At 70.9% G+C, this 22,180-nt stretch carries 24 protein-coding genes; 17 read left to right on the plus strand and 7 right to left on the minus strand.

Features of this window, described 5'->3' with window-relative positions; genetic code table 11:
* Positions 1 to 142: 142 nt before the first annotated feature.
* The 3 genes from AFL01nite_RS14965 to AFL01nite_RS14975 all read left to right on the plus strand — a co-directional run bounded on the left by AFL01nite_RS14965 (position 143) and on the right by AFL01nite_RS14975 (position 5,116).
* Positions 143 to 1,513: an NAD(P)H-quinone dehydrogenase gene (locus AFL01nite_RS14965; protein WP_146828796.1), complete on the plus strand. Its 1,371-nt coding sequence runs from the start codon at positions 143 to 145 to the stop codon at positions 1,511 to 1,513.
* A 164-nt stretch (positions 1,514 to 1,677) separates the two neighbouring features.
* Positions 1,678 to 4,653: a SpoIID/LytB domain-containing protein gene (locus AFL01nite_RS14970; RefSeq protein WP_146828798.1), complete on the plus strand. Its 2,976-nt coding sequence runs from the start codon at positions 1,678 to 1,680 to the stop codon at positions 4,651 to 4,653.
* Positions 4,654 to 4,678: 25 nt separating this feature from the next.
* Entirely contained in the window at positions 4,679 to 5,116 is a 438-nt protein-coding gene (locus AFL01nite_RS14975) for a phage holin family protein (protein WP_146828800.1), read from the plus strand.
* Between the two features lie 74 nt (positions 5,117 to 5,190).
* Here AFL01nite_RS14975 and AFL01nite_RS14980 read toward each other — a convergent pair whose 3' ends face one another.
* Positions 5,191 to 6,957, minus strand: coding sequence for an acetyl/propionyl/methylcrotonyl-CoA carboxylase subunit alpha (locus AFL01nite_RS14980; RefSeq protein ID WP_222593556.1), 1,767 nt, complete (start codon positions 6,955 to 6,957; stop codon positions 5,191 to 5,193).
* 107 nt (positions 6,958 to 7,064) lie between these two features.
* Here AFL01nite_RS14980 and AFL01nite_RS14985 point away from each other — a divergent pair, with 107 nt between their 5' ends.
* Positions 7,065 to 8,231, plus strand: coding sequence for an acyl-CoA dehydrogenase family protein (locus tag AFL01nite_RS14985; RefSeq protein WP_146828802.1), 1,167 nt, complete (start codon positions 7,065 to 7,067; stop codon positions 8,229 to 8,231).
* A 7-nt stretch (positions 8,232 to 8,238) separates the two neighbouring features.
* Here AFL01nite_RS14985 and AFL01nite_RS14990 read toward each other — a convergent pair whose 3' ends face one another.
* A complete protein-coding gene (locus AFL01nite_RS14990) occupies positions 8,239 to 8,460 on the minus strand; it encodes a hypothetical protein (RefSeq protein WP_146828804.1) in 222 nt (73 codons plus the stop codon).
* A 146-nt stretch (positions 8,461 to 8,606) separates the two neighbouring features.
* On the opposite strand from AFL01nite_RS14990, the gene AFL01nite_RS14995 reads away from it, so the two are divergent.
* On the plus strand, positions 8,607 to 9,536 hold the full coding sequence (locus AFL01nite_RS14995) for an SPFH domain-containing protein (RefSeq protein WP_246119744.1): 930 nt from the start codon (positions 8,607 to 8,609) through the stop codon (positions 9,534 to 9,536).
* A gap of 71 nt (positions 9,537 to 9,607) precedes the next feature.
* Here the strand turns inward: AFL01nite_RS14995 and AFL01nite_RS15000 are convergent, their stop codons facing one another.
* The 4 genes from AFL01nite_RS15000 to AFL01nite_RS15015 form a co-directional block, all read right to left on the minus strand.
* A complete protein-coding gene (locus AFL01nite_RS15000) occupies positions 9,608 to 10,186 on the minus strand; it encodes a Maf family protein (RefSeq protein WP_146828807.1) in 579 nt (192 codons plus the stop codon).
* A complete protein-coding gene (locus AFL01nite_RS15510; protein WP_222593557.1) occupies positions 10,183 to 10,842 on the minus strand; it encodes a hypothetical protein in 660 nt (219 codons plus the stop codon). Before AFL01nite_RS15510 ends, AFL01nite_RS15000 begins: the two co-directional genes overlap by 4 nt.
* 151 nt (positions 10,843 to 10,993) lie before the next feature.
* Positions 10,994 to 11,236 (minus strand): acyl-CoA carboxylase subunit epsilon, encoded by a 243-nt coding sequence (locus AFL01nite_RS15010; RefSeq protein ID WP_222593558.1) that lies wholly within the window; start codon positions 11,234 to 11,236, stop codon positions 10,994 to 10,996.
* A complete protein-coding gene (locus AFL01nite_RS15015) occupies positions 11,233 to 12,837 on the minus strand; it encodes an acyl-CoA carboxylase subunit beta (RefSeq protein ID WP_146828809.1) in 1,605 nt (534 codons plus the stop codon). The genes AFL01nite_RS15010 and AFL01nite_RS15015 overlap by 4 nt, the downstream gene beginning before the upstream one ends.
* Before the next feature lie 93 nt (positions 12,838 to 12,930).
* On the opposite strand from AFL01nite_RS15015, the gene AFL01nite_RS15020 reads away from it, so the two are divergent.
* The 7 genes from AFL01nite_RS15020 to AFL01nite_RS15050 are packed head-to-tail and all read left to right on the plus strand — an operon-like array spanning position 12,931 to position 18,042.
* Positions 12,931 to 13,281, plus strand: coding sequence for a cupin domain-containing protein (locus tag AFL01nite_RS15020; RefSeq protein ID WP_146828811.1), 351 nt, complete (start codon positions 12,931 to 12,933; stop codon positions 13,279 to 13,281).
* A 40-nt stretch (positions 13,282 to 13,321) separates the two neighbouring features.
* Entirely contained in the window at positions 13,322 to 14,104 is a 783-nt protein-coding gene (locus tag AFL01nite_RS15025) for a biotin--[acetyl-CoA-carboxylase] ligase (RefSeq protein ID WP_146828813.1), read from the plus strand.
* Between the two features lie 35 nt (positions 14,105 to 14,139).
* Complete coding sequence (locus AFL01nite_RS15030) at positions 14,140 to 14,652, plus strand: PH domain-containing protein (RefSeq protein ID WP_146828815.1); 513 nt, start codon at positions 14,140 to 14,142, stop codon at positions 14,650 to 14,652.
* A complete protein-coding gene (locus tag AFL01nite_RS15035) occupies positions 14,639 to 15,625 on the plus strand; it encodes an adenylate/guanylate cyclase domain-containing protein (RefSeq protein ID WP_146828817.1) in 987 nt (328 codons plus the stop codon). The genes AFL01nite_RS15030 and AFL01nite_RS15035 overlap by 14 nt, the downstream gene beginning before the upstream one ends.
* 46 nt (positions 15,626 to 15,671) lie before the next feature.
* Positions 15,672 to 16,808: a 5-(carboxyamino)imidazole ribonucleotide synthase gene (locus AFL01nite_RS15040; protein ID WP_281285748.1), complete on the plus strand. Its 1,137-nt coding sequence runs from the start codon at positions 15,672 to 15,674 to the stop codon at positions 16,806 to 16,808.
* Complete coding sequence (purE, locus tag AFL01nite_RS15045) at positions 16,805 to 17,293, plus strand: 5-(carboxyamino)imidazole ribonucleotide mutase (protein WP_146828819.1); 489 nt, start codon at positions 16,805 to 16,807, stop codon at positions 17,291 to 17,293. Before AFL01nite_RS15040 ends, purE begins: the two co-directional genes overlap by 4 nt.
* Before the next feature lie 47 nt (positions 17,294 to 17,340).
* A complete protein-coding gene (locus AFL01nite_RS15050) occupies positions 17,341 to 18,042 on the plus strand; it encodes an alpha/beta fold hydrolase (RefSeq protein WP_146828821.1) in 702 nt (233 codons plus the stop codon).
* 1 nt (position 18,043) lies between these two features.
* Here AFL01nite_RS15050 and AFL01nite_RS15055 read toward each other — a convergent pair whose 3' ends face one another.
* Positions 18,044 to 18,670, minus strand: a complete 627-nt coding sequence (locus tag AFL01nite_RS15055) for a pyridoxamine 5'-phosphate oxidase family protein (protein ID WP_146828823.1) — start codon at positions 18,668 to 18,670, stop codon at positions 18,044 to 18,046.
* An 89-nt stretch (positions 18,671 to 18,759) separates the two neighbouring features.
* Between AFL01nite_RS15055 and AFL01nite_RS15060 the strand changes: the two genes are divergently transcribed.
* From AFL01nite_RS15060 to AFL01nite_RS15080, 5 genes are all read left to right on the plus strand, one after another.
* Positions 18,760 to 19,923 (plus strand): acyl-CoA dehydrogenase family protein, encoded by a 1,164-nt coding sequence (locus AFL01nite_RS15060; protein WP_186813980.1) that lies wholly within the window; start codon positions 18,760 to 18,762, stop codon positions 19,921 to 19,923.
* Positions 19,924 to 20,001: 78 nt separating this feature from the next.
* Positions 20,002 to 20,751 carry a phosphatase PAP2 family protein gene (locus tag AFL01nite_RS15065; protein ID WP_146828833.1) on the plus strand — a complete coding sequence of 250 codons (750 nt, stop codon included), beginning with the start codon at positions 20,002 to 20,004 and terminating at the stop codon, positions 20,749 to 20,751.
* 107 nt (positions 20,752 to 20,858) lie between these two features.
* Positions 20,859 to 21,752 (plus strand): hypothetical protein, encoded by an 894-nt coding sequence (locus AFL01nite_RS15070; RefSeq protein WP_146828835.1) that lies wholly within the window; start codon positions 20,859 to 20,861, stop codon positions 21,750 to 21,752.
* A complete protein-coding gene (locus AFL01nite_RS15075) occupies positions 21,752 to 21,943 on the plus strand; it encodes a hypothetical protein (protein WP_146828837.1) in 192 nt (63 codons plus the stop codon). Before AFL01nite_RS15070 ends, AFL01nite_RS15075 begins: the two co-directional genes overlap by 1 nt.
* The gene (locus AFL01nite_RS15080) at positions 21,921 to 22,127 is read left to right on the plus strand and encodes a hypothetical protein (RefSeq protein WP_222593559.1); all 207 of its coding nucleotides are present in this window, start codon (positions 21,921 to 21,923) and stop codon (positions 22,125 to 22,127) included. The genes AFL01nite_RS15075 and AFL01nite_RS15080 overlap by 23 nt, the downstream gene beginning before the upstream one ends.
* Positions 22,128 to 22,180: the final 53 nt, after the last annotated feature.

The raw sequence follows: 22,180 nt of genomic DNA on the forward strand, positions 1-22,180 counted from the left end.
CCCGCCACTCGCCGAGTGGCGGGCATTCTTGCGCCACTCGGCGATCCCGGTGTGCGCCACTCGGCGATGTTCGGCCCTCCGAGCGCCGGGCAGGTGAACCGCCCTCGCGAGCGCCGCACCCGCGATGGGCGACAATCGACTCATGACCCATGTCGTGATCATCGGTGGCGGACCCGGCGGATACGAGGCGGCGCTGGTCGCCCGACGGCTGGGCGCCGAGGTCACGCTGGTCGAGCGCGACGGGATGGGCGGGTCCACCGTCCTGACCGACTGCGTCCCCAGCAAGACCCTGATCGCCACGTCCGACCTGCTGCACGAGGTCAGCCGCTCGGCCGAGCTCGGGGTCGAGGTCCCCAAGGCGCCACGCGCCGACCTCGCCTCGGTCAACGACCGCGTGCTGCGGCTGGCGCAGGTGCAGTCCGACGACATCGCCGAGCGCGTCGTGTCCGCGGGCGTCACCGTGCTGCGCGGCACCGCCCGCATCGCCGACCCGCGCCTCGTCGTGGCCTCGACGCCCGACGGCGAGGTCCGCCTGGCCGCCGACGGCATCCTCATCGCCACCGGTGCGCACCCGCGCGTCAGCGCGGACGCCCAGCCCGACGGCGAGCGGATCCTCACGTGGGAGCAGGTGTACGCCCTGCGCGAGCTGCCCGAGCACATGATCGTCGTCGGGTCCGGTGTCACCGGCGCGGAGTTCGCGAGCGCCTACAACGGACTGGGCGCCGAGGTCACGCTCGTGTCGAGCCGCGACCGCGTGCTGCCCGGCGAGGATCCGGACGCGGCCAACCTGATCGAGGACGTCTTCACCCGCCGGGGCATGAACGTCCTGGGGAAGTCGCGCATGGCGTCGACGCGTCGTGAGGGCGACCAGGTGGTCGTCACGCTCACCGACGGCAGCACGGTGACGGGGTCGCACTGCCTGCTGGCCCTGGGCTCGATCCCCAACACCGGCGACCTCGGCCTCGAGGAGGTCGGCATCGACACCGACGACGGCGGCTTCATCACCGTCGACAAGGTGTCGCGCACGAACATCCCGGGCGTCTACGCCGCGGGCGACTGCACCGGTGTCTTCATGCTGGCCTCCGTGGCGGCGCAGCAGGGACGCATCGCGATGGCGCACCTGCTCGGCGACGCCGTGCACCCGCTCGACCTGCGCAAGGTCTCGAGCAACATCTTCACCTCGCCCGAGATCGCGGCGGTCGGTATCGGCCAGCGGCAGATCGACGAGCAGGGCCTCCTGGTCGACACGGCGATGTTGCAGATCACCGCGAACCCGCGCGCCAAGATGCAGGGCGTGCACGACGGATTCGTCAAGCTGTACGCCCGCCAGGGCATCGGCACGCTCATCGGGGGAGTGGTGGTCGGCCCGCGCGCCAGCGAGCTGATCCACACGATCTCCGTCGCGGTCTCGGCGTCGCTGACGGTCGACCACGTCGCCGACGCCTTCAGCGTCTACCCGTCGATGTCCGGTACCGTCAGCGAGGTCGCTCGGCGGCTCCACCGCCAAGTCTGAACCTCTGCTTGAGTTTCGTGTCGTCACGCGTGTAATCACACGCGTGTGGTTTCGCAGGTCAGACCCAAAGTGCTGGAACGGGTTCCCGATGTGTGTTCTGATGCGTGTGCTCCTCCTGCAACATGAGCAACAGATGTATCCGCCACAGAATGGACTTCCCCCATATGCATTCCTGGCTGACCCGCTGCAGCATCGGTCTGACCACGATCGCCGTCACCGGCGCCTCCTTGCTGATCCCTGCGCCCGCGCAGGCGGCGGGGACCGACATCGTGGTGTCGCGCCCGGCCACGAGCGCGGCTCCCGCGGCGACCGCCGAGGCCACGACGACGGCACCGGTCTCGCGCGAGGTCGAGGTCGAGCAGACTCCCGTCAGGACCGCCCCGCAGGAGGGTGACGACGCCGCCTCGAAGCGCACGGCGGTCGACCCGTTCCGCATGGCCGGCGTCACCTGGGACGCCGGTTCGGGCGCCACCGACGTCTCCGTGCGCGTGCAGGTGCGCACGAACGGTACGTGGAGCGACTGGCAGGCGCTCAGCATCGAGGACAGCAACGAGGGCGGGCGCCCGGGGACGGCACCGCTGTGGACCGAGGCCGCCGCCGACGGCATCGCCGTCGAGGTGAAGGCCGGGTCCGGCACCCCCACCGGCATCAAGGTCACGACCATCGACCCGGGCAAGCCCGAGGTCGTCACGCCCGTCAGCCCCGCGGTCTTCAACACCTCCGAGGGCGAGCCCGACGAGGGCATGACCGAGGAGATCGCTGCCGACGGCACGCCCAAGGTCGTCCCGATGCCGTCGATCATCACCCGCGCGCAGTGGAAGGCCGGCGCCGGCACGAGCTGCAGCGCCCCCGTCACCCGCCCGAAGGCGCTCGGCGTCACGATCCACCACACCGCCGGCTCCAACACCTACACGAAGGCCGAGTCGGCGGGCCTCGTGCGCAGCTACCAGACGTACCACGTCAAGGGCCGCGGCTGGTGCGACATCGGCTACAGCTTCCTGGTCGACCGCTTCGGCCAGATCTTCGAGGGTCGCAAGGGCGGCATCACCAAGCAGGTGCGCGGGGCGCACTCCGGCGTCGAGGCCGTGAACCAGTACGCCACCGGCATCTCGATGATGGGTCACTTCGACTACGTCCAGCCCAGCGCCGCCCTGAAGACGGCCGTCGTGAAGCTCGTCGGCTGGCGGGTGAAGTTCTTCGGCGCCAAGGCCAAGGGCACCTTCTCCGCCGGCGGCAAGACCTACCAGGTCATCCACGGCCACCGCGACGTCAAGTCGACCGCCTGCCCCGGCAAGTACGGCTACGCCTGGCTCGGCGCCGTCGGCGGCCTGCGCGACCGCGTCGGCGCCTACGTCTCGAAGGCCACGTCGGCCGCCGGTGCGCCGTCGGCCGCCCCGGCCCCGAAGCCGGTGACCCTGAGCCCGCCCACGGGGGTCAAGGTCACCGCCTCCACGACCTCGGCCTCCATCACCTGGAACAAGGTGAAGGGTGCCTCCGGGTACCGGGTCATGGCCTCGCCCACCGGCAGCTCCGCCGGCGCGAAGTACGTCAACGTGACGTCGAACCGCGCCACGATCTCCGGGCTCCACGCGAGGCGGACCTACGCCTTCCGGGTCTCGGTCTACCAGCCGTCCACCAAGAAGCGCGTGAGCGCGTACACGTCGAAGCCGTTCGCGACCGCGCGGACGAAGGCCTTCGTGGCCCCCACCGGCGTGCGGGTGACCGTGCGCACCAAGACCGGTCTGCGGTTCCTGTGGAACCGCTCCGCCGGCGCCCCCGGCTACAAGGTGCAGGTCACCGAGCTCGGCAAGAAGCCGCGCAATCGCTACTACGTGGCGTCCGTCCACGGCATCACGGTGCGCAAGCTCAAGAAGGACACGCAGTACCGCGTCCGCGTGTCGGTGGCGTACCCCACCACGAAGGAGCGGGTCAGTGCCTACTCGCGCGCCCCCCACGTGGTCGGGCGGACGCTGAAGGCCACCCCCAAGGCCGTCGCGCCGAAGCCCGCCCCCAAGCCCGCGCCGAAGCCCGCCTCGGCGAAGAACGTCGTCACCCCCTCCGCCGGCAAGGTCACCTTCAAGGGTCACGGCTACGGCCACGGCATCGGCATGAGCCAGTACGGCGCCGAGGGCGGCGCCCGCGCCGGCCAGAAGTACGACGCCATCTTGAGGAAGTACTACCCGGGCACGAAGCTCAGCTCGAAGTCCGCGTCGATCCGCGTGCAGATCTCGGCCGACACGACGAACTCGGTGTCCGTGAAACCGCGGTCGGGGCTGAAGTTCCGCACGCTCTCCAACGGGGCCGTCATCACCCTGCCGTCGTCGGTGTCGAAGCGGAAGGTGGCCACCTGGTCCATCGACCTGGCGAAGTCGGACAAGAAGAAGAACTCCCTGTCCTACCAGTCCGGCTCCAGCTGGTACACCTACTCGACGTTCGCCGGCGACGCCCAGTTCGAGGGCCCTCCGACGATCAGCCTGGTCATGCCCAGTGGAAGCACGCGGGCCTACCGGGGAGCCCTGCGCTCGACCCGGCCCACGGCCACCTCGCGCGACACCGTGAACGTCCTCAGCCTCGAGGACTACCTCCGCGGCGTCGTCGCGCGTGAGATGCCCGCCAGCTGGAGCATGGAGGCGCTCAAGGCCCAGTCCGTCGCCGCCCGCACGTTCGGCGCGCGCTACCTGGGCTCGTCGAAGCACTACGACATCTGCGACACGGTCTCGTGCCAGGTCTACGGCGGCTACGCCGATGAGACCCAGCGGACCAACGACGCGATCAACGGCACCAAGGGCAAGATCCTGACCTATCAGGGCGCGCCGGCCCTGACGCAGTTCTCGAGCTCGTCGGGCGGCCACACCAACCAGGGCTCGACGCCGTACCTCAAGCCGGTGAGCGACCCGTGGGACGGCTGGAGCGGCAACAAGAACCACGCCTGGACCCAGACGGTCACGACCGCGGCGATCCAGAGGAAGTACGCCGTCGGCACGCTCAAGTCGATCTCGATCACCAAGCGCAACGGCCTGGGCGACCAGGGTGGCCGCGTGGTGTCGATGACCCTCAAGGGGTCGAAGGGCAGCCGGACCATCACCGGTGTCGACGCGCGCTGGGCCTTCGGGCTGAAGTCGGACTGGTTCGGCTTCTGAGGTTCGGCAATGGGATGATCGACCCATGCTGAGCCCCCGCCTCTGGATCACGATCGTCACGGCCGCCCTGGCCAACGCCCTGTCGCTCGGCGTCGCCGCGTGGCTCCTGGCCGGGTTCACGCTGACGCCCGCCTGGTGGGTTGCGGCCGTGGTGCTGTTCACCGTGCTGAGCGTCGTGCTGCGCACCCTCGCGCTGAAGCTGACGAGCGACCGGTGGCTGCGCGTGTCCACGATCACCGGCGGCCTCGCGCTGACGGCCGTGGCGCTACTGCTGACCGACGCGATCGTGCCCGACGCCGGCTTCGCCATCGACGGCTGGGGCACGTGGGTCGTCGTCACGCTGATGGTGTGGGCGGCCGGTGTGGCCTTCGGCGAGGTCGACCACCACGCCCCGGCCGCGACGCCGGGCCTCTCGCCCGACCGGCGCGCCGAGGTGCGCCAGGGCGGGCGCCGCGCCTCCTGATCGCGCTCGAGCCGCCACACCGAACGACGCCCCGGCCATCGGCCGGGGCGTCGTCGTGTGTCGTGCTGTGGGGCTCAGGCGTCCTTGAGGTCGCAGATCACGGCGCCGGCGCCGACGGTCTCGCCGATGACGGCGGCCAGGCCCGTGACGGTGCCCGCCTTGTGCGCGTTGATCGGCTGCTCCATCTTCATCGCCTCGATGACGACGATCAGCTCGCCCTCGGCGACCTCCTGGCCCTCCTCGACCGCGAGCTTGACGACGGTGCCCTGCATGGGCGAGGTCAGCGAGTCGCCGCTGACGGCCGCCCCGGCCGCCTTGCCGGCCTTGCGCTTGGCCTTCTTCGTGCCGCCGGCCGCGGCCGCGCTGGCGCCCAGGCCGCCGGGCAGGACGACCTCGACGCGCTTGCCGCCGACCTCGACGGTGACGCGCTCGCGCTCGGCCGACTCGTCGTCGTCCGCGGTCGGACCGGAGTACGGCTCGAGCTGGTTGTCGTAGTCGGTCTCGATCCACGTCGTGTAGACGTCGAACGAGCCCTCGGACGCGTTGTACGCCACGTCGTCCAGCACGTCGCGGTGGAACGGGATGACGGTGGGCATGCCCTCGACGACGAACTCGTCGAGCGCGCGGCGCGAGCGCTCGATGGCCTGCTCGCGCGTGCGACCGGTGACGATCAGCTTGGCGACGAGCGAGTCGAATGCACCGGGGATGGTCTCGCCCTCCTCGTAGCCGGCGTCCAGGCGCACGCCGGGGCCCGAAGGGGGAGCCCACTTGGTGAGGGTGCCGGGCGCGGGCAGGAAGCCGCGACCGCCGTCCTCGGCGTTGATGCGGAACTCGATCGAGTGGCCGATGATCTCGGGGTCGTCGTAGCCGAGCTCCTCGCCGGCGGCGATGCGGAACATCTCGCGGACCAGGTCGAGGCCGGTGACCTCCTCCGAGACCGGGTGCTCGACCTGCAGGCGGGTGTTGACCTCGAGGAAGCTGATGGTGCCGTCGCGGGCGACGAGGAACTCGCAGGTTCCGGCGCCGACGTAGCCGGCCTCCTTGAGGATGGCCTTCGACGACGAGTAGAGGCGCTCGAGCTGGTCCTCGCTGAGGAACGGGGCCGGCGCCTCCTCGACGAGCTTCTGGTGGCGGCGCTGCAGCGAGCAGTCGCGCGTGGAGACGACGACGACGTTGCCGTGGCTGTCGGCGAGGCACTGGGTCTCGACGTGGCGCGGCTTGTCGAGGAACTTCTCGACGAGGCACTCGCCGCGGCCGAAGGCGGAGACCGCCTCGCGGACGGCCGACTCGTAGGCCTCGGGGATCTCCTCGAGCGTCTTGGCGACCTTGAGGCCACGACCGCCGCCGCCGAAGACGGCCTTGATCGCGACGGGCAGGCCGTGCTCCTTCGCGAAGGCGACGACCTCGTCGGCGCTCTCCACCGGGTCCTTGAGGCCCGGCGCCAGGGGCGCTCCGGCGGTGAGCGCGATGTGCTTGGCCTTGGCCTTGTCGCCGAGGCTCTCGATCGCGGCCGGCGGGGGACCGATCCAGATCAGCCCGGCGTCGATGACGGCCTGGGCGAAGCTGGCGTTCTCGGCCAGGAAGCCGTAGCCGGGGTGCACGCTGTCGGCGCCACTGCGCTGGGCGATCGCGATGATCTTCTCGATCGACAGGTAGGAGTCGCCGGGGGTCGAGCCCTCCAGCGAGTAGGCCTCGTCGGCCAGGCGGACGAACACCGCGTCGCGATCGGGCTCGGCGTAGACCGCCACGCTCCCGATTCCGGCGTCCTTCGCAGCACGGATCACCCGTACCGCGATCTCTCCGCGGTTGGCGACCAGGACCTTCTGCAGGGGCTTGCTCACGAATACTCCTCGAGTTCTGATGGCAGACGCGAGTCTAAAGCGTGGGCTTTCCGGGCCCTGACGTGGGCTCGACCACACCGTGGTTAATGCCTGTTAACCTTCGGGGCATGGACTTCGAACTGTCTCGCGAGCACGAGGACTTCCGTCAGGTCGTCCGGTCGTTCGCCGCCGAACGGATCGCGCCCCACGTCGCCCAGTGGGACAAGGACCACCACTTCCCGGTCGACGTCGTGCGAGCCATGGGCGACCTCGGTCTCTTCGGGCTGACCGCGCCGGAGGAGTTCGGCGGCTCCGGTGCCGACTTCACCAGCCTGTGCCTCGCCATCGAGGAGCTCGGCCGGGTCGACCAGTCGATGGGCATCACGCTCGAGGCCGGCGTGGGGCTGGGCATCAACCCGATCCAGACCTTCGGCACGCAGGAGCAGAAGGAGCGCTGGCTGCCCGACCTCGTGGCCGGCCAGGCGCTCGCCGGCTTCGGCCTCACCGAGCCCGGTGCCGGGTCGGACGCCGGCGCGACCGCCACGAAGGCCGTGCTCGACGGCGACCAGTGGGTCGTCGACGGCGCCAAGCAGTTCATCACCAACTCCGGCAGCGAGATCACGTCGCTCGTCACCGTCACCGCCCGCACGGGCACGCGCGAGGACGGCCGCCCCGAGATCTCGGCGATCGTCGTGCCCTCGGGCACGCCCGGCTTCGTGGCCGAGGCGGGCTACGACAAGCTCGGCTGGCACATCAGCGACACGCACCCGCTGTCGTTCTCGGGTGCGCGCGTGCCGGCGGACCACCTGCTGGGCGAGCGTGGCCGCGGCTACGCGCAGTTCCTGGCCACGCTCGACGACGGGCGCGTGGCGATCTCCGCGCTGGCGCTCGGCCTGATCGAGGCGTGCCTCGAGGAGTGCCTGCGGTACGCCGGCGAACGGCAGACGTTCGGCGGGCCGATCGGCCGCAAGCAGGGCGTCGCGTTCCAGATCGCCGACCTCAAGGTCATGGCGGACGCGTCACGGGCGTTGACCTACCAGGCGGCGGCGATGAAGGACGCGGGCATCACCGGTCAGCGGTTCAAGCAGGCGGCGTCGGTGGCCAAGCTCTACACGTCGGAGGCGGCCGTCACCGCGACGCGCATCGCGACGCAGGTGTTCGGCGGGTACGGCTTCATGGAGGAGTACCCCGTGGCCCGGTTCTACCGGGACGCGAAGATCCTCGAGATCGGCGAGGGCACGAGCGAGGTGCAGCGCATGCTCATCGCACGCTCGCTCGGCCTCCCGGTCGAGTAGGGGCTCGTCAGAGAGCGGTCATGTGACGGCACGGCAGCGGTACGTGCACCGAGCCGTTGCCGAAGTCGACCTGGACCGAGTTCTTGCCCTGGACGCTGAGGACGCGACCCAGGCCGAACGAGTCGTGCGAGACGCGCGCGCCCGTCTCGTAGACCTCGTCGGCGACATCGGGCTTCTTCGGGAAGGGACTGCTCGCGAGGTGGCGTCGCGGACGCTGTGAAGTGGCCATCTTGGTTCCATTGTCCCACGGTTCCCCGCATCGTCGACCGCCTTCGTCGATCCGCGAGACGATCCGTGCCCGAGTCCGCGCTCGCGTCCCGCTAGGGTGCTGGTTTCCACGTCGTCGTCTTCTCGGGGGTTCCACCGGTGTTCGTCATGTTCCTGCTGGTCGCGTTGGTGGCCGGTGTCGTCGTCTCGATCCTCGCCGCGCGCCACCTGCGCGCGCAGTCCAAGCCGTCCGGTCCCGCGACCGGCAGCGCGGTCGTGCTCGGCCTGCTCGCCCTGGTGATCGCGGTGCTCTCGATGACCGCGATCGTCCCCACCCGCGAGATCGGCGTCGTCACCTCGTTCGGCCGCCCGATCGACGTGTGGTCGAACGGCCTGCACGTCAAGGCGCCGTGGCAGAAGGTCAACAAGCTCGACGGAACGATCCAGACCGACAACTTCACCGGGGCCGACCGCGCGATCGACATCCGCATCGGCAACGGCTCCACCTCGGGCGTCGACGCGACGATCCGCTGGCGCATCCGGCTCGACGCCGGCAAGGAGCTCTACCAGGACTACCGCCAGATGGAGAACATCCGCGACTCCCTCGTCACGCGCGAGCTGAAGGCGGCCCTCAACGAGGTCCTGGGCGACTACGACCCGCTCGTCTCGGTCAAGGCCGGGATCGGGTCGGACGGGGCCACCACGTCGGCGGGCGTCGACCTGAACGCCTACTCGCAGCAGGTGCACGAGGCGCTGTCCAAGCGCGTCGGCGAGGACGTCGAGGTGCTGAGCGTGATCCTGCCGATCATCCGCTTCGACCAGCAGACGCAGGAGAAGATCAACGCCTACCAGGCCGAGGTCGCCAACACGCGGATCGCCGAGCAGCGCGAGGCCACGGCCAAGGCGCAGGCGCAGGCCAACAAGAACCTGGCCGGCTCGGTGTCGCGCGACCCGAACGTCCTCGTGTCCAAGTGCCTCGACGCCCTCGAGGAGATGGTGAAGGCCGGGCAGAACGTGCCCATCGGCTTCTCGTGCTGGCCCGGCAGCGGCGGCACCTCCGTCGTCGTCCCCCAGGCCGGGGCGCCCGCCAAGAACTGAGGCGCTGGCAGTGACGTTCTGGGGGTCGACACGCCGTGTGGGACCCCCGAAACGTCACTGCCAGCGCTGCCTCAGCGCCAGAGGGCGGTCCAGGTCTGCCCGAGGTCGTGCACCATCTCGCGGACGACGGGGACGCTGACGCCGACCACGTTGTGGTGGTCGCCGTCGATGCGGGTGACGAAGGCGGCGCCGAGGCCGTCGATCGTGAACGCGCCGGCCACCTGCAACGGCTCGCCGCTGGCGACGTACGCGTCGATCTCCTCGTCCGAGACGTGCGCGAAGTGCACGCGGGTGGCGGCGTGACGGACGACCTCGTCGGCACCGAGCCGCAGGCAGTGGCCGGTGTGCAGGACGCCGACGTTGCCGCGCATGGCGTACCAGCGCCGGCGGGCGACGTCGGGGTCGTGCGGCTTGCCCAGGATCTGTCCGTCGAACTCCAGCACCGAGTCGCACCCCAGGACGAGGGCGTCGCGATGGTCGCTCGCGACGGCACGGCACTTCAGCGTCGCCAGCTCGGTCGAGAGCTCGGCGGGCGTGTCCGCGACGACCGCGTCCTCGTCGACGCCGGAGACGACGACCTCGGGGTCGATGCCGGCGCGCTGCAGCGTCGAGAGGCGCGCGGGGGAGGCCGAGGCCAGGACGAATCTCATCGGTCCTCCAGCTCGAGTGCGGGGATCTCGCCGTACGTCGCCGGCTCGGCGTCCAGGTCGGGATGGCCGAGGACGGCGTCGATGAGCCGTTGCGAGCCGCCCACGCACAGCCAGGCCGGGTCGACGTCGGCGGCGACGAACCACGCGCGGTCGGCGGGCCACGTGATCGACGCGGGCGGAAGGGTGCGCTCGACGTCGGGGGCGAAGTCGGCAGCTCCCCAGCGACCCACGTCGGCGGCGGCGCCACGGAAGAGGAAGTACCTCCGGTCGCCCCGCAGGTCGACCTGGGGACCCTCGGTGACGTGCTCGTCGAACGCGGCCGCCACCCGCGGCGGCGTGGGACGGAACCACAGGTCGCGCAACCAGTTGCCGCGCACGGTCGCGTAGACGCGGCCGGCGTCGATCAGCTCGCCCCAGCCGTCCCAGAGGCCGAAGAAGACGTCGTCGGGGGTGCGCGTGTGCTGGGCCGCCAGGTTGACCACGGTCGCCATGATCAGGTCGTCGCCGCGGTAGTGCTCGGACTCGCCGTCGTCGAACCACACGGTGGCGTACGCCTCGAAGCCCGGCGGGCCCTGGGTGGCGAGGGGCCACCAGTCGGCCTCCGCACGCACGAACCAGTCGGCGTGGGAGACGTCGGGCTCGTGGCGCAGGGTCATGCAGCGATCGTTCCACAACCGGCGCGCGACCGGGAGCGTCGAGTGGCGCAGCAGGGGGGGGGTGCCGAGTGGCGCAGAACCGCCCGCCGCTCGGCGAGCGGCGGGCGATTCTGCGCCACTCGCGGGGAGGGGCGGGGTCAGGCGGGGTGCGTCACCAGGCGGAGGCGCGCCACTGGCCGGGACCGAAGCGGTGCGCGGGACGGTGCTGGCGCACCGGGTGGCCCCACTGGCTGCGCGGCATCGGCTGGTCGGCCGAGGCCGCGGCGGCCGCGGCGTTGCGGGCGGCGACCACGGCCACCAGCGCTGCGAGCTCCTCGGGGGTCGGGTCGCCCTTGACGACCCGCAGCAGCGGCGGCTGCGCGAGCGCCTCGACGGCCTCGGTCGCGTCGCTCACAGCGGGATGTTCCCGTGCTTCTTAGGCGGCAGCGTCTCGCGCTTGGTCGCCAGCAGGCGCAGCGCCTTGACGACCTCGGCGCGGGTCTGGCTGGGCTTGATGACGCCGTCGATGTAGCCGCGCTCGGCGGCCACGTACGGGTTGCAGAGCGTGTCCTCGTACTCGGTCATCAGCTCGGCGCGCAGCGTCTCGGGATCCTCGGCGGCCGCGAGGTCGCGGCGGTAGAGGATGTTGACCGCGCCCGACGCGCCGACGACGGCGATCTGGCCGGTCGGCCACGACAGGTTGATGTCGGCGCCGAGGTGCTTGGAGCCCATGACGTCGTACGCGCCGCCGTACGCCTTGCGGGTGATGATCGTGACGAGCGGGACGGTGGCCTCGGCGTACGCGTAGATCAGCTTGGCGCCGCGGCGGATGATGCCGTTCCACTCCTGGTCGGTGCCGGGCAGGAAGCCGGGCACGTCGACGAACGTCAGGACGGGGATGTTGAAGGCGTCGCAGGTGCGCACGAAGCGCGCGGCCTTCTCGGACGCGTCGATGTCGAGGCAGCCGGCGAACTGCATCGGCTGGTTGGCGACGACGCCCACGCTCTTGCCCTCGACGCGACCGAAGCCGATGACGATGTTCGGGGCGAACAGCGCCTGGACCTCGAGGAACTCCTGGTCGTCGAGGATCGTCTCGATGACGGTGCGGATGTCGTACGGCTGGTTGGCCGAGTCGGGGATGAGCGTGTCGAGCGCGACGTCGAGGTCGGTGGGCTCGAGGTCGACGTCCTCGGGGAACGCCTCCGGCTCCTGCATGTTGTTCTGCGGCAGGTACGAGATGAGCGCCTTGACGTACTCGAGCGCGTCGTCCTCGTCGGCGGCGAGGTAGTGCGAGTTGCCGCTCTTGGTGTTGTGGGTGCGGCCGCCGCCCAGCTCCTCCATCGTGACGTCCTCGCCGGTGACCGTCTTGATGATGTCCGGTCCGGTGATGAACATGCCCGACGTGCCGTCGACCATGACGGTGAAGTCGGTGACGGCGGGGGAGTACACGTGGCCGCCGGCGCAGTTGCCCATGATCAGGCTGATCTGCGGGATGACGCCCGAGGCGTGCACGTTGCGGCGGAAGATCTCGCCGTACAGGCCGAGCGAGACGACGCCCTCCTGGATGCGGGCGCCGGCGCCCTCGTTGATGCCGATGATGGGGCAGCCGGACTTGATCGCCAAGTCCATGACCTTGGTGATCTTCTCGCCGTAGACCTCGCCGAGGCTGCCGCCGAAGATGCTGAAGTCCTGGCTGAAGACGCACACCTGACGGCCGTCGATCGTGCCGTAGCCGGTGATCACGCCGTCGCCCAGCGGGCGGTTCTTGTCGAGGCCGAAGGCGGTGGCGCGGTGGCGGGCCAGGGCGTCGAGCTCGACGAACGAGCCCTCGTCGAGGAGCAGCTCGATCCGCTCGCGGGCGCTCTTGCGATCACGCGCGTGCTGCTTCTCCGCAGCGCGGTCGGCCACCTCGACGGTCGCCTCGTGGTGGCGCCGCTCGTACTCGGCCAGCTTTCCGGCAGTGGTGTGGAGCTCGGGGTGCTCCTCCAACGGGACGTCAGGCAGGGCGTCGGTCATGGCGAACACCCTAACCGGAGCGGTTTCCGGTCCTGCAGGAAGGCAGGCTCCGTGCCCCTGTTCCCGCGGCGCCGACGGTGCCATGCTCGAAGGATGAGCCTGGACCCGACGGTCACGAACTCCGACCACTACCGCGTGATCCTGGAGAACGAGAAGGTCCGGGTGCTCGAGTACACGGACGCGCCCGGCGACGAGACGACGCCGCACGAGCACCCCGACAGCGTCATGTACACGCTGAGCTCGTTCAAGCGACGGCTCATGTCGGGAGACCTCGAGATGGAGGTCGAGCTCGACGCGGGGACCGTCCTGTGGCTGCCGGCCCAGCAGCACCACGCGAAGAACATCGGCGAGACCGCGACCCACGTCATCTTCGTGGAGCTCAAGGACCCCGATGCCGCGCCGGCCGCGGCCGGCCTCGTCGAGGGCGTGCTCGGGCCGCAGTAGAGCGCGCCGGACCGACCGGGTCGGCGCCTAGGGTGGAGCCGTGCAGCCTTCCCACCGCGCCCCGCTCGACGCCGACCGCCTGCGGGCGGCGGCGGACGGCTTCCACGTCCACGTCACCGAGGAGACGGCCAGCACCAACGCCGACCTCGCGGCGGCCGCCCGCGAGGGTGCGCCCGAGTGGACCGTCCACACCACCGACCACCAGGCAGCCGGGCGGGGGCGGCTCGACCGGACGTTCACGATGCCGCCGCTGTCCGGCATCGCCGTCTCGGTGCTGGTGCGTCCCGTCGAGGTGCCGCCCGCGCGGTGGCCCTGGCTGCCGCTCGTGACCGGCCTGGCCGTCGTCGACACGGCGCGCGAAGTCGGCGTCGAGGCCGCCCTCAAGTGGCCCAACGACGTGCTCGTCGACGACCGCCGCAAGCTCTCGGGGATCCTCGTCGAGCGCGTCGAGACCCCGGACGGTCCCGCGGCGATCATCGGGGTCGGGCTCAACGTCGGGCTGACCGCCGACGAGTTGCCGGTCGAGACCGCCACCTCGCTGTCGCTCGAGGGCGCCTCAACGGCCGATCGCACCGAGCTGCTGCTCGTGCTGCTGCGCCGGCTGCGGGAGCGACTCGAGCAGTGGCGCGACCCGTCCCGCGTGGACGAGCTCGCCGACGACTACGCGGCCGCGTGTTCGACGATCGGCCGACAGGTGCGGATCCAGCGGGCCGACGGCAGCGACGTGGTGGGCGAGGCGACCGGCATCGACGCCTCGGGACGCCTCGTCGTGGACGGCGAGGCCTGGTCGGCGGGCGACGTGACCCACCTGCGCCCGGTCTGACCCGCGCCGGCGCCCGGCCGTGGGATCATGGCCCCATGCTGTCCGAGAAGCTGCTGCTCGACGACGAGACCGTCGAGGCCGAGACCCGCACCCACCTGAAGGTGCTGCTCGTGCCGTTCCTCGTCGGCCTGGCGATCATGCTCGTCGGCGGGTACTTCGCCGGCGCGGTCGGCGACTCCGGTGGCGGCACCCCGCGACTGGTCGGGCTCGTCGTCCTGGCGGTCCTGTTCGTGTGGGGCACGCTGCTGCCGTTCCTGCGCTGGCTGACCTGGACGTACACGCTGACCAACCGCCGGCTGATCGAGCAGAAGGGGATCCTGACCCGCAGCGGCCGGATCATCCCGCTGGCCCGGATCAACGACGTGGCATACGAGAAGGGCGTGGTCGACCGGATGCTGCGCTGCGGCACGCTGATCATCCACGACGCGAGCCAGCAGGAGGGCCTCCACCTGCACGACATCCCGCGGATCGAGGACTTCCACCGGAAGATCTCGCGCCGCGTGCTCGACTCCCACGCTCCGGAGGCGAGGCGTGATGAGCAGTCCTGACGACCAGCAGCTGGTCGACATCATCCTGGCCGAGCAGCTGCAGTACACGAACGCCGAGACCGCCGAGCGCGGCGGACTCACGCCCGAGCAGGCCGCGCGGCTGTGGCGCAACCTTGGGTTCCCCGACCCCGGCGAGGAGAAGGCGTTCGGCGACGCCGACGTCACGGCCGTGGCGATCGTGGCGAACACGATGGAGCACGAGATCCTCGACGAGGAGACCGTCTTCCGCCTGACCCGGGCACTGGGCCAGACGATGTCGCGCCTGGCCGACTGGGAGGTCACGATCCTCGTCGACCAGCTCGAGGCCGACATCGAGCGCGGCAAGTCCGACAGCAGGGCCCACGCCGCCCTGGAGCTGGCGCAGTCCTCGGTGCCGGGCTTCGAGCGCCTCATGGTGCACGTCTGGCGCCGGCACCTCGCCGCCGCCGCGGCCCGGCTCACGGCCCTGGGCGAGAACGACCAGACCCTGCTCTCGACCGACATGACCGTCGGGTTCGCCGACATGACGCGGTTCACGGCGCTGTCCAACCGGCTGGACGACGCCTCGCTCGCCTCGGTGGTCGAGGAGTTCGAGACGCGCTGCGGCGACCTCATCACCGCCGCCGGCGCCCGCGTCATCAAGACCCTCGGCGACGCGATGCTCTTCGTGCACCCCGACCCCGAGCAGGCCACGCGCATCTCGGTGGACATCATCAACACGATCGGTGCCCGGCCGAAGCTGCCCGACGTGCGCGTCGGGCTCGCGACCGGCTCGGTCCTCAGTCGACTCGGCGACGTGTTCGGGCCGCCCGTCAACCTCGCGGCGCGGCTCTCGCAGGTCGCCCGGGCCAACCGCGTGCTGGTCGACCAGGCCACCGCCGACGCCCTCGGCGACGCGTTCGAGACGCGCGCGTTGCCGCCGCGGCCGATCAAGGGATTCGGCCACCTGTCGCCGATCACGGTCACCGAGCGCCTGACGTTCCGGTCGCGCTGACCCACCTCGGCCACGGTCCGGCGCCCTCTCGCCCTAGGCTGGCGCCGTGACGCACGAAGCTCCCCGGCACGACGTCGCCGTCATCGGCGGTGGCCAGCTCGCCCGGATGATGCAGCAGCCCGCGATCGCGCTCGGCCTGCGGCTGTGCCTGCTGGCCGAGGGTCCCGACGTCTCGGCGGCGCAGGTCATCGGCGACCACCACGTGGGCACGCACACCGACCTCGACGACCTGCGTCGCGCCGTCGACGACGCCCCGGTGGTGACCTTCGACCATGAGCACGTCCCGCCCGAGCACCTGCGGACGCTGGCGCAGGAGGGCCATGTCTGCCGGCCCGGCCCCGATGCCCTGATCCACGCCCAGGACAAGCTCGTCATGCGACGCCGGCTGACCGAGCTCGGTGTCCCGTGCCCCCGCTGGGCCGAGGTGCACGAGCCGGTCGACGTCGAGGCGTTCGGGTTCCCCGCGATCGTCAAGACCGCGCGCGGCGGCTACGACGGCAAGGGCGTGTGGAAGGCCGAGAGCCTCGCCGACCTCGACGAGCCGTTCCGCGCGGAGTCGGCCCTGCTCGTCGAGGAGCTGGTGCCCTTCCGGCGCGAGTTGTCGGCCCAGGTGGCCCGCAGCGCCACGGGCGAGATCGTCGACTACCCGGTGGTCGAGTCGCGCCAGGTCGACGGGGTCTGCTTCGAGGTCGTCGCCCCGGCGCCCAACCTCGACCCGGCCCTCGAGGCCAGGGCGCGCCGGATCGCGCGCACCGTGGCCGAGGAGCTCGACGTCGTGGGCATGCTCGCGGTCGAGCTGTTCGAGACCGAGGACGACCAGGTGCTGGTCAACGAGCTGGCGATGCGCCCGCACAACACCGGGCACTGGTCGATCGACGGAGCGGTCACGAGCCAGTTCGAGAACCACCTGCGCGCCGTCACCGGACTGCCGCTCGGATCCACGACGCCGCGCCAGCCGTGGACCGTCATGGTCAACATCCTCGGTGGCGCCGTGACCGAGCTGGCGGCCCAGCGCGAGGTCGCGCTCGCGGCCCAGCCGGACGTGAAGGTGCACCTGTACGGCAAGGCGGTCAAGCCCGGCCGCAAGGTGGGCCACGTGACGGCCGTGGGCGAGGACCTCGAGGACGTGCTGCGCCGGGCCCGGCACAGCGCGGCACTGCTGACGGACGGAGAACAGCCATGACGGCACGCGTGGGCATCGTGATGGGGTCCGACTCGGACTGGCCGACGATGGAGGCCGCCGCCACGGCCGTGGCCGAGTTCGGCATCGAGTACGAGGCCGACGTCGTCTCGGCGCACCGGATGCCCGACGAGATGCTCGACTACGGGCGCACCGCGCACGAGCGCGGGCTCGAGGTGATCATCGCCGGAGCTGGCGGTGCGGCCCACCTGCCCGGCATGCTCGCGGCCGTGACCCCGCTGCCCGTCATCGGCGTGCCCGTGCCGTTGAAGTACCTCGACGGGATGGACTCGCTGCTGTCGATCGTGCAGATGCCCGCCGGCGTGCCCGTGGCGACCGTCGCGATCGGCAACGCCCGCAACGCCGGCCTGCTCGCCGTCCGCATCCTCGCCGCCGGCGACCCCGCGCTCACCGCCGCCATGGTCGACTTCCAGGCCGCCCTGGCCGACGCCGCGCGAGCCAAGGGTGCGGCGGTGCGCGGGCACTGAGGGATGGGCAACTCGCCCGTCGCGTCGTCGCGTCGTAGCGTCGGACCATGGATGTCATTCTCGTTCCCGGGTTCTGGCTCGACGCCTCGTCCTGGAGCGGGGTGACGCCGGCCCTCGTCGAGGCCGGGCACCGCGTGCATCCGTTGACCCTCCCCGGGCTGGAGTCGCGGGACGCACCGCGGGCGGGCATCGGACTGCAGGATCACGTCGACTTCGTCGCGCAGGTCGTCGACCGGTTCGACGAGCCGGTGGTGCTCGTCGGGCACTCCGGGGGAGGTGCGGTCATCCACGGCGTGGCCGACGCCCGGCCCGACCGGATCGCCCGCGCCGTCTACGTCGACTCGGGGCCGCCCGGCGAGGGCGAGCCGATCAACGACGGCCTGCCCGACGACGGCGGCGAGATCCCACTGCCGCCGTGGGACGCCTTCGAGGAGGCCGACCTCATCGACCTCGACGACGCGCTGAGGGCGGAGTTCGAGGCGCGGGCGATCCCGCAGCCGAAGGGGGTCGCCGTCGACGGCATCCGCCTCACGCACGAGCGCCGGTTCGACGTGCCGGCGACGGTCATCGCCTGCGAGTTCCCGTCGCAGGTGCTGCGCGACGCCATGGCCGCGGGAGAGCCGTGGGTGGGCGAGCTCGCGCGGATCAAGGACCTCGAGCTGGTCGACCTGCCCACGGGTCACTGGCCGCAGTTCACCAGGCCGAAGGAGCTCGGCGCGGCCATCGTCCAGGCGCTGCGCGACCGATGACTCAGTACAGGCCGGCGCGGTACTGCTCGCCGTAGTACGCCTCGAGCTCCTCCACCGAGTCCTCCGGGCGCTCCATCTCGTGCGCGATCCGGGCCCGCGAGGGGACGGCGTCGGGCTGCCACGTGGACGGGTCCCACAGCTCGGACCGCAGGAACGCCTTCGCGCAGTGGAAGAAGACCTGCTCGACCTCGACCTCGCACACCAGCACCGGCCGGTGGCCCTTCACGAGCAGCGCGTCGACGTAGTCGGGCCCGCCGTCGTCGGTGCGCAGCAGGCGGGCTCGCCCGTTGACGCGCAGCGTGTCGCCGCGGCCGGGGATGAGGAAGACCAGCCCGACGTGCGGGTTCTGCAGGAGGTTCACGTAGCCGTCGGCGCGCCGGTTGCCGGGGCGCTCGGCCAGCGCCAGGCGCGTGTCGTCGACGACGTGGACGAGCGAGCCGGCGGGATCGCCCTTCGGGGACACGTCGCAGGTCCCGTCGGCGGCCGACGTGGCCAGCAGGCAGAACGGCGAGTGCCGCAGCCAGGCGACGTGCTGGGAGGTCAGCCGGTCGCGGTCCTTGTCGAGGGCGCGCTGCAGCGGCTGACCCAGAATCTCGCGCAGTTCGGCCTCGTCCAGGATCTCCGTCATGACCGAACAGTAACCCCACCGGTCGGGGGCGCCGCGCGGTCCGGGCGTAGGATTCCGGCGTTCTGAGTTTTCGATTCCGGGAGTTGAGCGTGTCCGATTTCTTCGCGTTGTCCGAGGAGCATCAGGCGATCCGCGAGGCGGTGCGCGCCGTCGCCGAGGCGAAGATCGCGCCCCATGCCGCGGACGTCGACGAGCAGCCGCGCTTCCCGAGCGAGGCCAACGCGGCCCTCATCGCCGCCGACTTCCACGCTCCGCACGTGCCCGAGCAGTACGGCGGCGCCGGTGCCGATGCGCTGGCCACGGTCCTGGTCATCGAGGAGGTCGCCCGGGTCTGCGTCTCCAGCTCGCTGATCCCCGCCGTCAACAAGCTCGGCTCCCTGCCCGTCCAGATCGGCGGCAACGAGGAGATCAAGGCCAAGTACCTCGGCAAGCTCGCCCGCGGTGAGGGCGGCTTCAGCTACTGCCTGTCCGAGCCCGACGCCGGCTCCGACGCCGCCAACCAGAAGACCACCGCCAAGCGCGACGGCGACGACTGGGTCATCAACGGCACGAAGCGCTGGATCACCAACGCCGGCGAGTCGGAGTACTACACCGTCCTGACGCAGACCGACCCCGCGCTGCGCACGAAGGGCATCACGGCGTTCGTCGTCGAGAAGTCCGACGAGGGCGTCTCGTTCGGTGCGCCCGAGAAGAAGCTCGGCATCAAGGGCTCGCCCACCCGCGAGGTCTACTTCGACCACGTGCGCATCCCCGGCGACCGCATCATCGGCGAGGTCGGCGAGGGCTTCTCGATCGCGATGAAGACGCTCGACCACACCCGCGTCACGATCGCCGCGCAGGCGGTCGGGGTCGCCCAGGGCGCGCTCGACTACGCACTCGGCTACGTGCAGGAGCGCAAGCAGTTCGGCAAGGCCATCTCGGACTTCCAGGGCCTGCAGTTCATGATCGCCGACATGGGCATGAAGATCGAGGCCGCCCGCCAGCTCACGTACGCGGCCGCCGGTCGCTCCGAGCGTGGCGACAAGGACCTGACGTTCTTCGGCGCCGCGGCCAAGGCCTTCGCTTCGGACACCGCGATGCAGGTCACGACCGACGCCGTCCAGCTGCTCGGCGGCTACGGCTTCACCCGCGACTACCCGGTCGAGCGGATGATGCGCGACGCCAAGATCACCCAGATCTACGAGGGCACGAACCAGGTCCAGCGCATCGTGATGGCGCGCCAGCTGCTGGCCGGGATCCAGTCGACTCTCTGATCCTCGACCGACCTTCGTCGGGCCCGATCCTCTTTTCGTAGGGTTTCGGGCTCCGCGGAGGTCTGAGAAGGTGGGCCCATGCCCACCTCGCGCGGAACCGCCGTGCTGACGCGCCTGCGCGTCTGGGTGGTGCCTGCCGTCTTCGAGCTGGTCCTGCTGAGCCTGGTCTACCTGCTGTACCGCACGGGCCGGCTCGTCACGATCGACTCGCAGGCGGCCGCCATGGCCAACGCCGAGGCGGTGCACCGCCTCGAGCGGTTCCTCCGCCTGCCCAGCGAGGCCGCGGTCCAGGGGCTCGTGCCGACGGTCGATCTGTGGCAGTTCGCGAACGTCTACTACGTCGCCGTGCACTTCCCGGTGACGGTGGCGTTCCTGCTCTGGGGCTTCTTCCGGCGGCCGCGGGCCGAGTACCGGTGGGCCCGGAACCTGATCATCCTCATGACCTCGATCGCCGTCCTGCTCCACATCGCCTACCCGCTGGCGCCGCCGCGGATGTTCGCCCAGTGGGGCTTCGTCGACACGATGAGCGTCTACGGGCCGTCGGCGTACGACGGGGCGAGCGGGGCGGTGGCCAACCAGTACGCCGCCATGCCGAGCCTGCACGTGGGCTGGGCCGTGTTGATCGCCGTGGTCGTGGCGCGCACCGCCTCGGGTCTGGTGCGGCGGCTGGCGATCTGGCACGCCGGGCTCACCCTCGTGGTCGTCACCGTCACGGCCAACCACTGGTACATGGACGGTCTCGTCGCGTGCGGGCTGCTCGGCCTCGGGCTCGCCCTGTTCCCGTCGCCCGGCCAGTCCCGCAGCCGGGTCCTGCAGCGCATCACCTAGCGCCTCCGCGCGTGTGCACGACGGCTTGACGTTTCAGCGAAGGGCCCAATACGGTGTGCGGAAAGTCAAGCCCAACGGGCTATGCCCATCACCGAATCGGGGGATTCATGCACATCGTCACTCGGGCCTTCGCGGTCCTGGCCACCACGGCCGCCCTGACACTCTCCGCCCTGCCACCGACGCAGGCCGCGGCGCCGGACGTCACCCTCCACGACCGACTCGCCCAGATCGCCCTGGTCGACGCCGCCGTGCCCCTCGCGCAGTCCCCGACGGGAGCGGTGAGGCACGGACGGGTGCCGATCGAGACCGTCGGAGGAGCCCTCATCGAGCTCGACCTCCCGACCGCGAAGACCCGGGTTGATCGCGTCGGCGGTCGTCTCCACCTCGAGGCGTCACGCGGAGCCACCTTGGCGGTCACGCCGACGGTCACCGGCGCCCAGGTCCTGGTCGGCGTCGAATCCGAGGCGGCACCCACCGCCTACGCGTTCGGCGTGCACGGCGGCGTGATTCCCCGTCACGCGCCGGATGGGGGAGTCGACCTGGTGAGGGCCGACGGTGAGGTCGCCGCGCAGATCGAGGCGCCGTGGGCCATCGACGCCGAAGGCCGATCCGTGCCGACGCGGTACGAGCTGCGCCACGGCGGGATCACGCAGGTCGTCGACCACCGCGCTGGCGACTTCGCGTACCCGGTCGTCGCCGACCCGAGGATCTTCGCTTGCGATGCCTACACGTCGCTGTGCGTGAAGTTCACGAAGAAGGAGACCAAGTCGATCGCCAAGAAGATCAAGAAGGCGAACAGTTCCGCGCGGGCGCTCGCGGCGTTCATCTGCGCGAAGATCCCGCACCCGGTGATCGCCATCGGGTGCGCCGCCACGGTCCTGGCCGCGCTGCCGTCGCTGCGCAAGACGTTCCTCGCGGCGTCGAAGAAGGGCCAGTGTGTGGAACTGCATTTCCGGCTGCCGTCGGGCCTACTGTGGAAGTGGAAGAAGGAGAAGTGCTGATGAGGACTCCCGTCGCGTTGGTCTTTGCCCTCGGTCTCTACTGGATGGGTCTGAACCAGGGAGCCGAGTCGCCTGATTCGAACGTCAGCGACTTCGTCCCGGTCGCCGTCGTGCTCGTGATCGCCGCCGTGGCGTGGGAGATCGGCGTGCGAGTCCTCCGGTCGCGACGTGATCGAGCGGGGCGGGTGTGACCACGTGCTGAACCACGGGGGGCTCCTCGCCCACGTCACGGTCGCGGCCGTGCTGCTGGCGTTCGTCCTGATCTTCACCGAGCGGGACGGATTCGCCTGGACGCTCGCTGCCGCGGTGTTCGGCGGGGGCGTCGTCGCCGACCTCGCCGGACAGGTGATCCGGGGCCGCCGCTCGCGGCGGTGAGCTCCGCAGCTCCGCAGTCCCCTCGCGGCGGGTCGGTGCCGAGATTCGGCGCC

The organism is Aeromicrobium flavum, assembly GCF_007992115.1.
Taxonomy (GTDB): Bacteria; Actinomycetota; Actinomycetes; order Propionibacteriales; family Nocardioidaceae; genus Aeromicrobium; species Aeromicrobium flavum.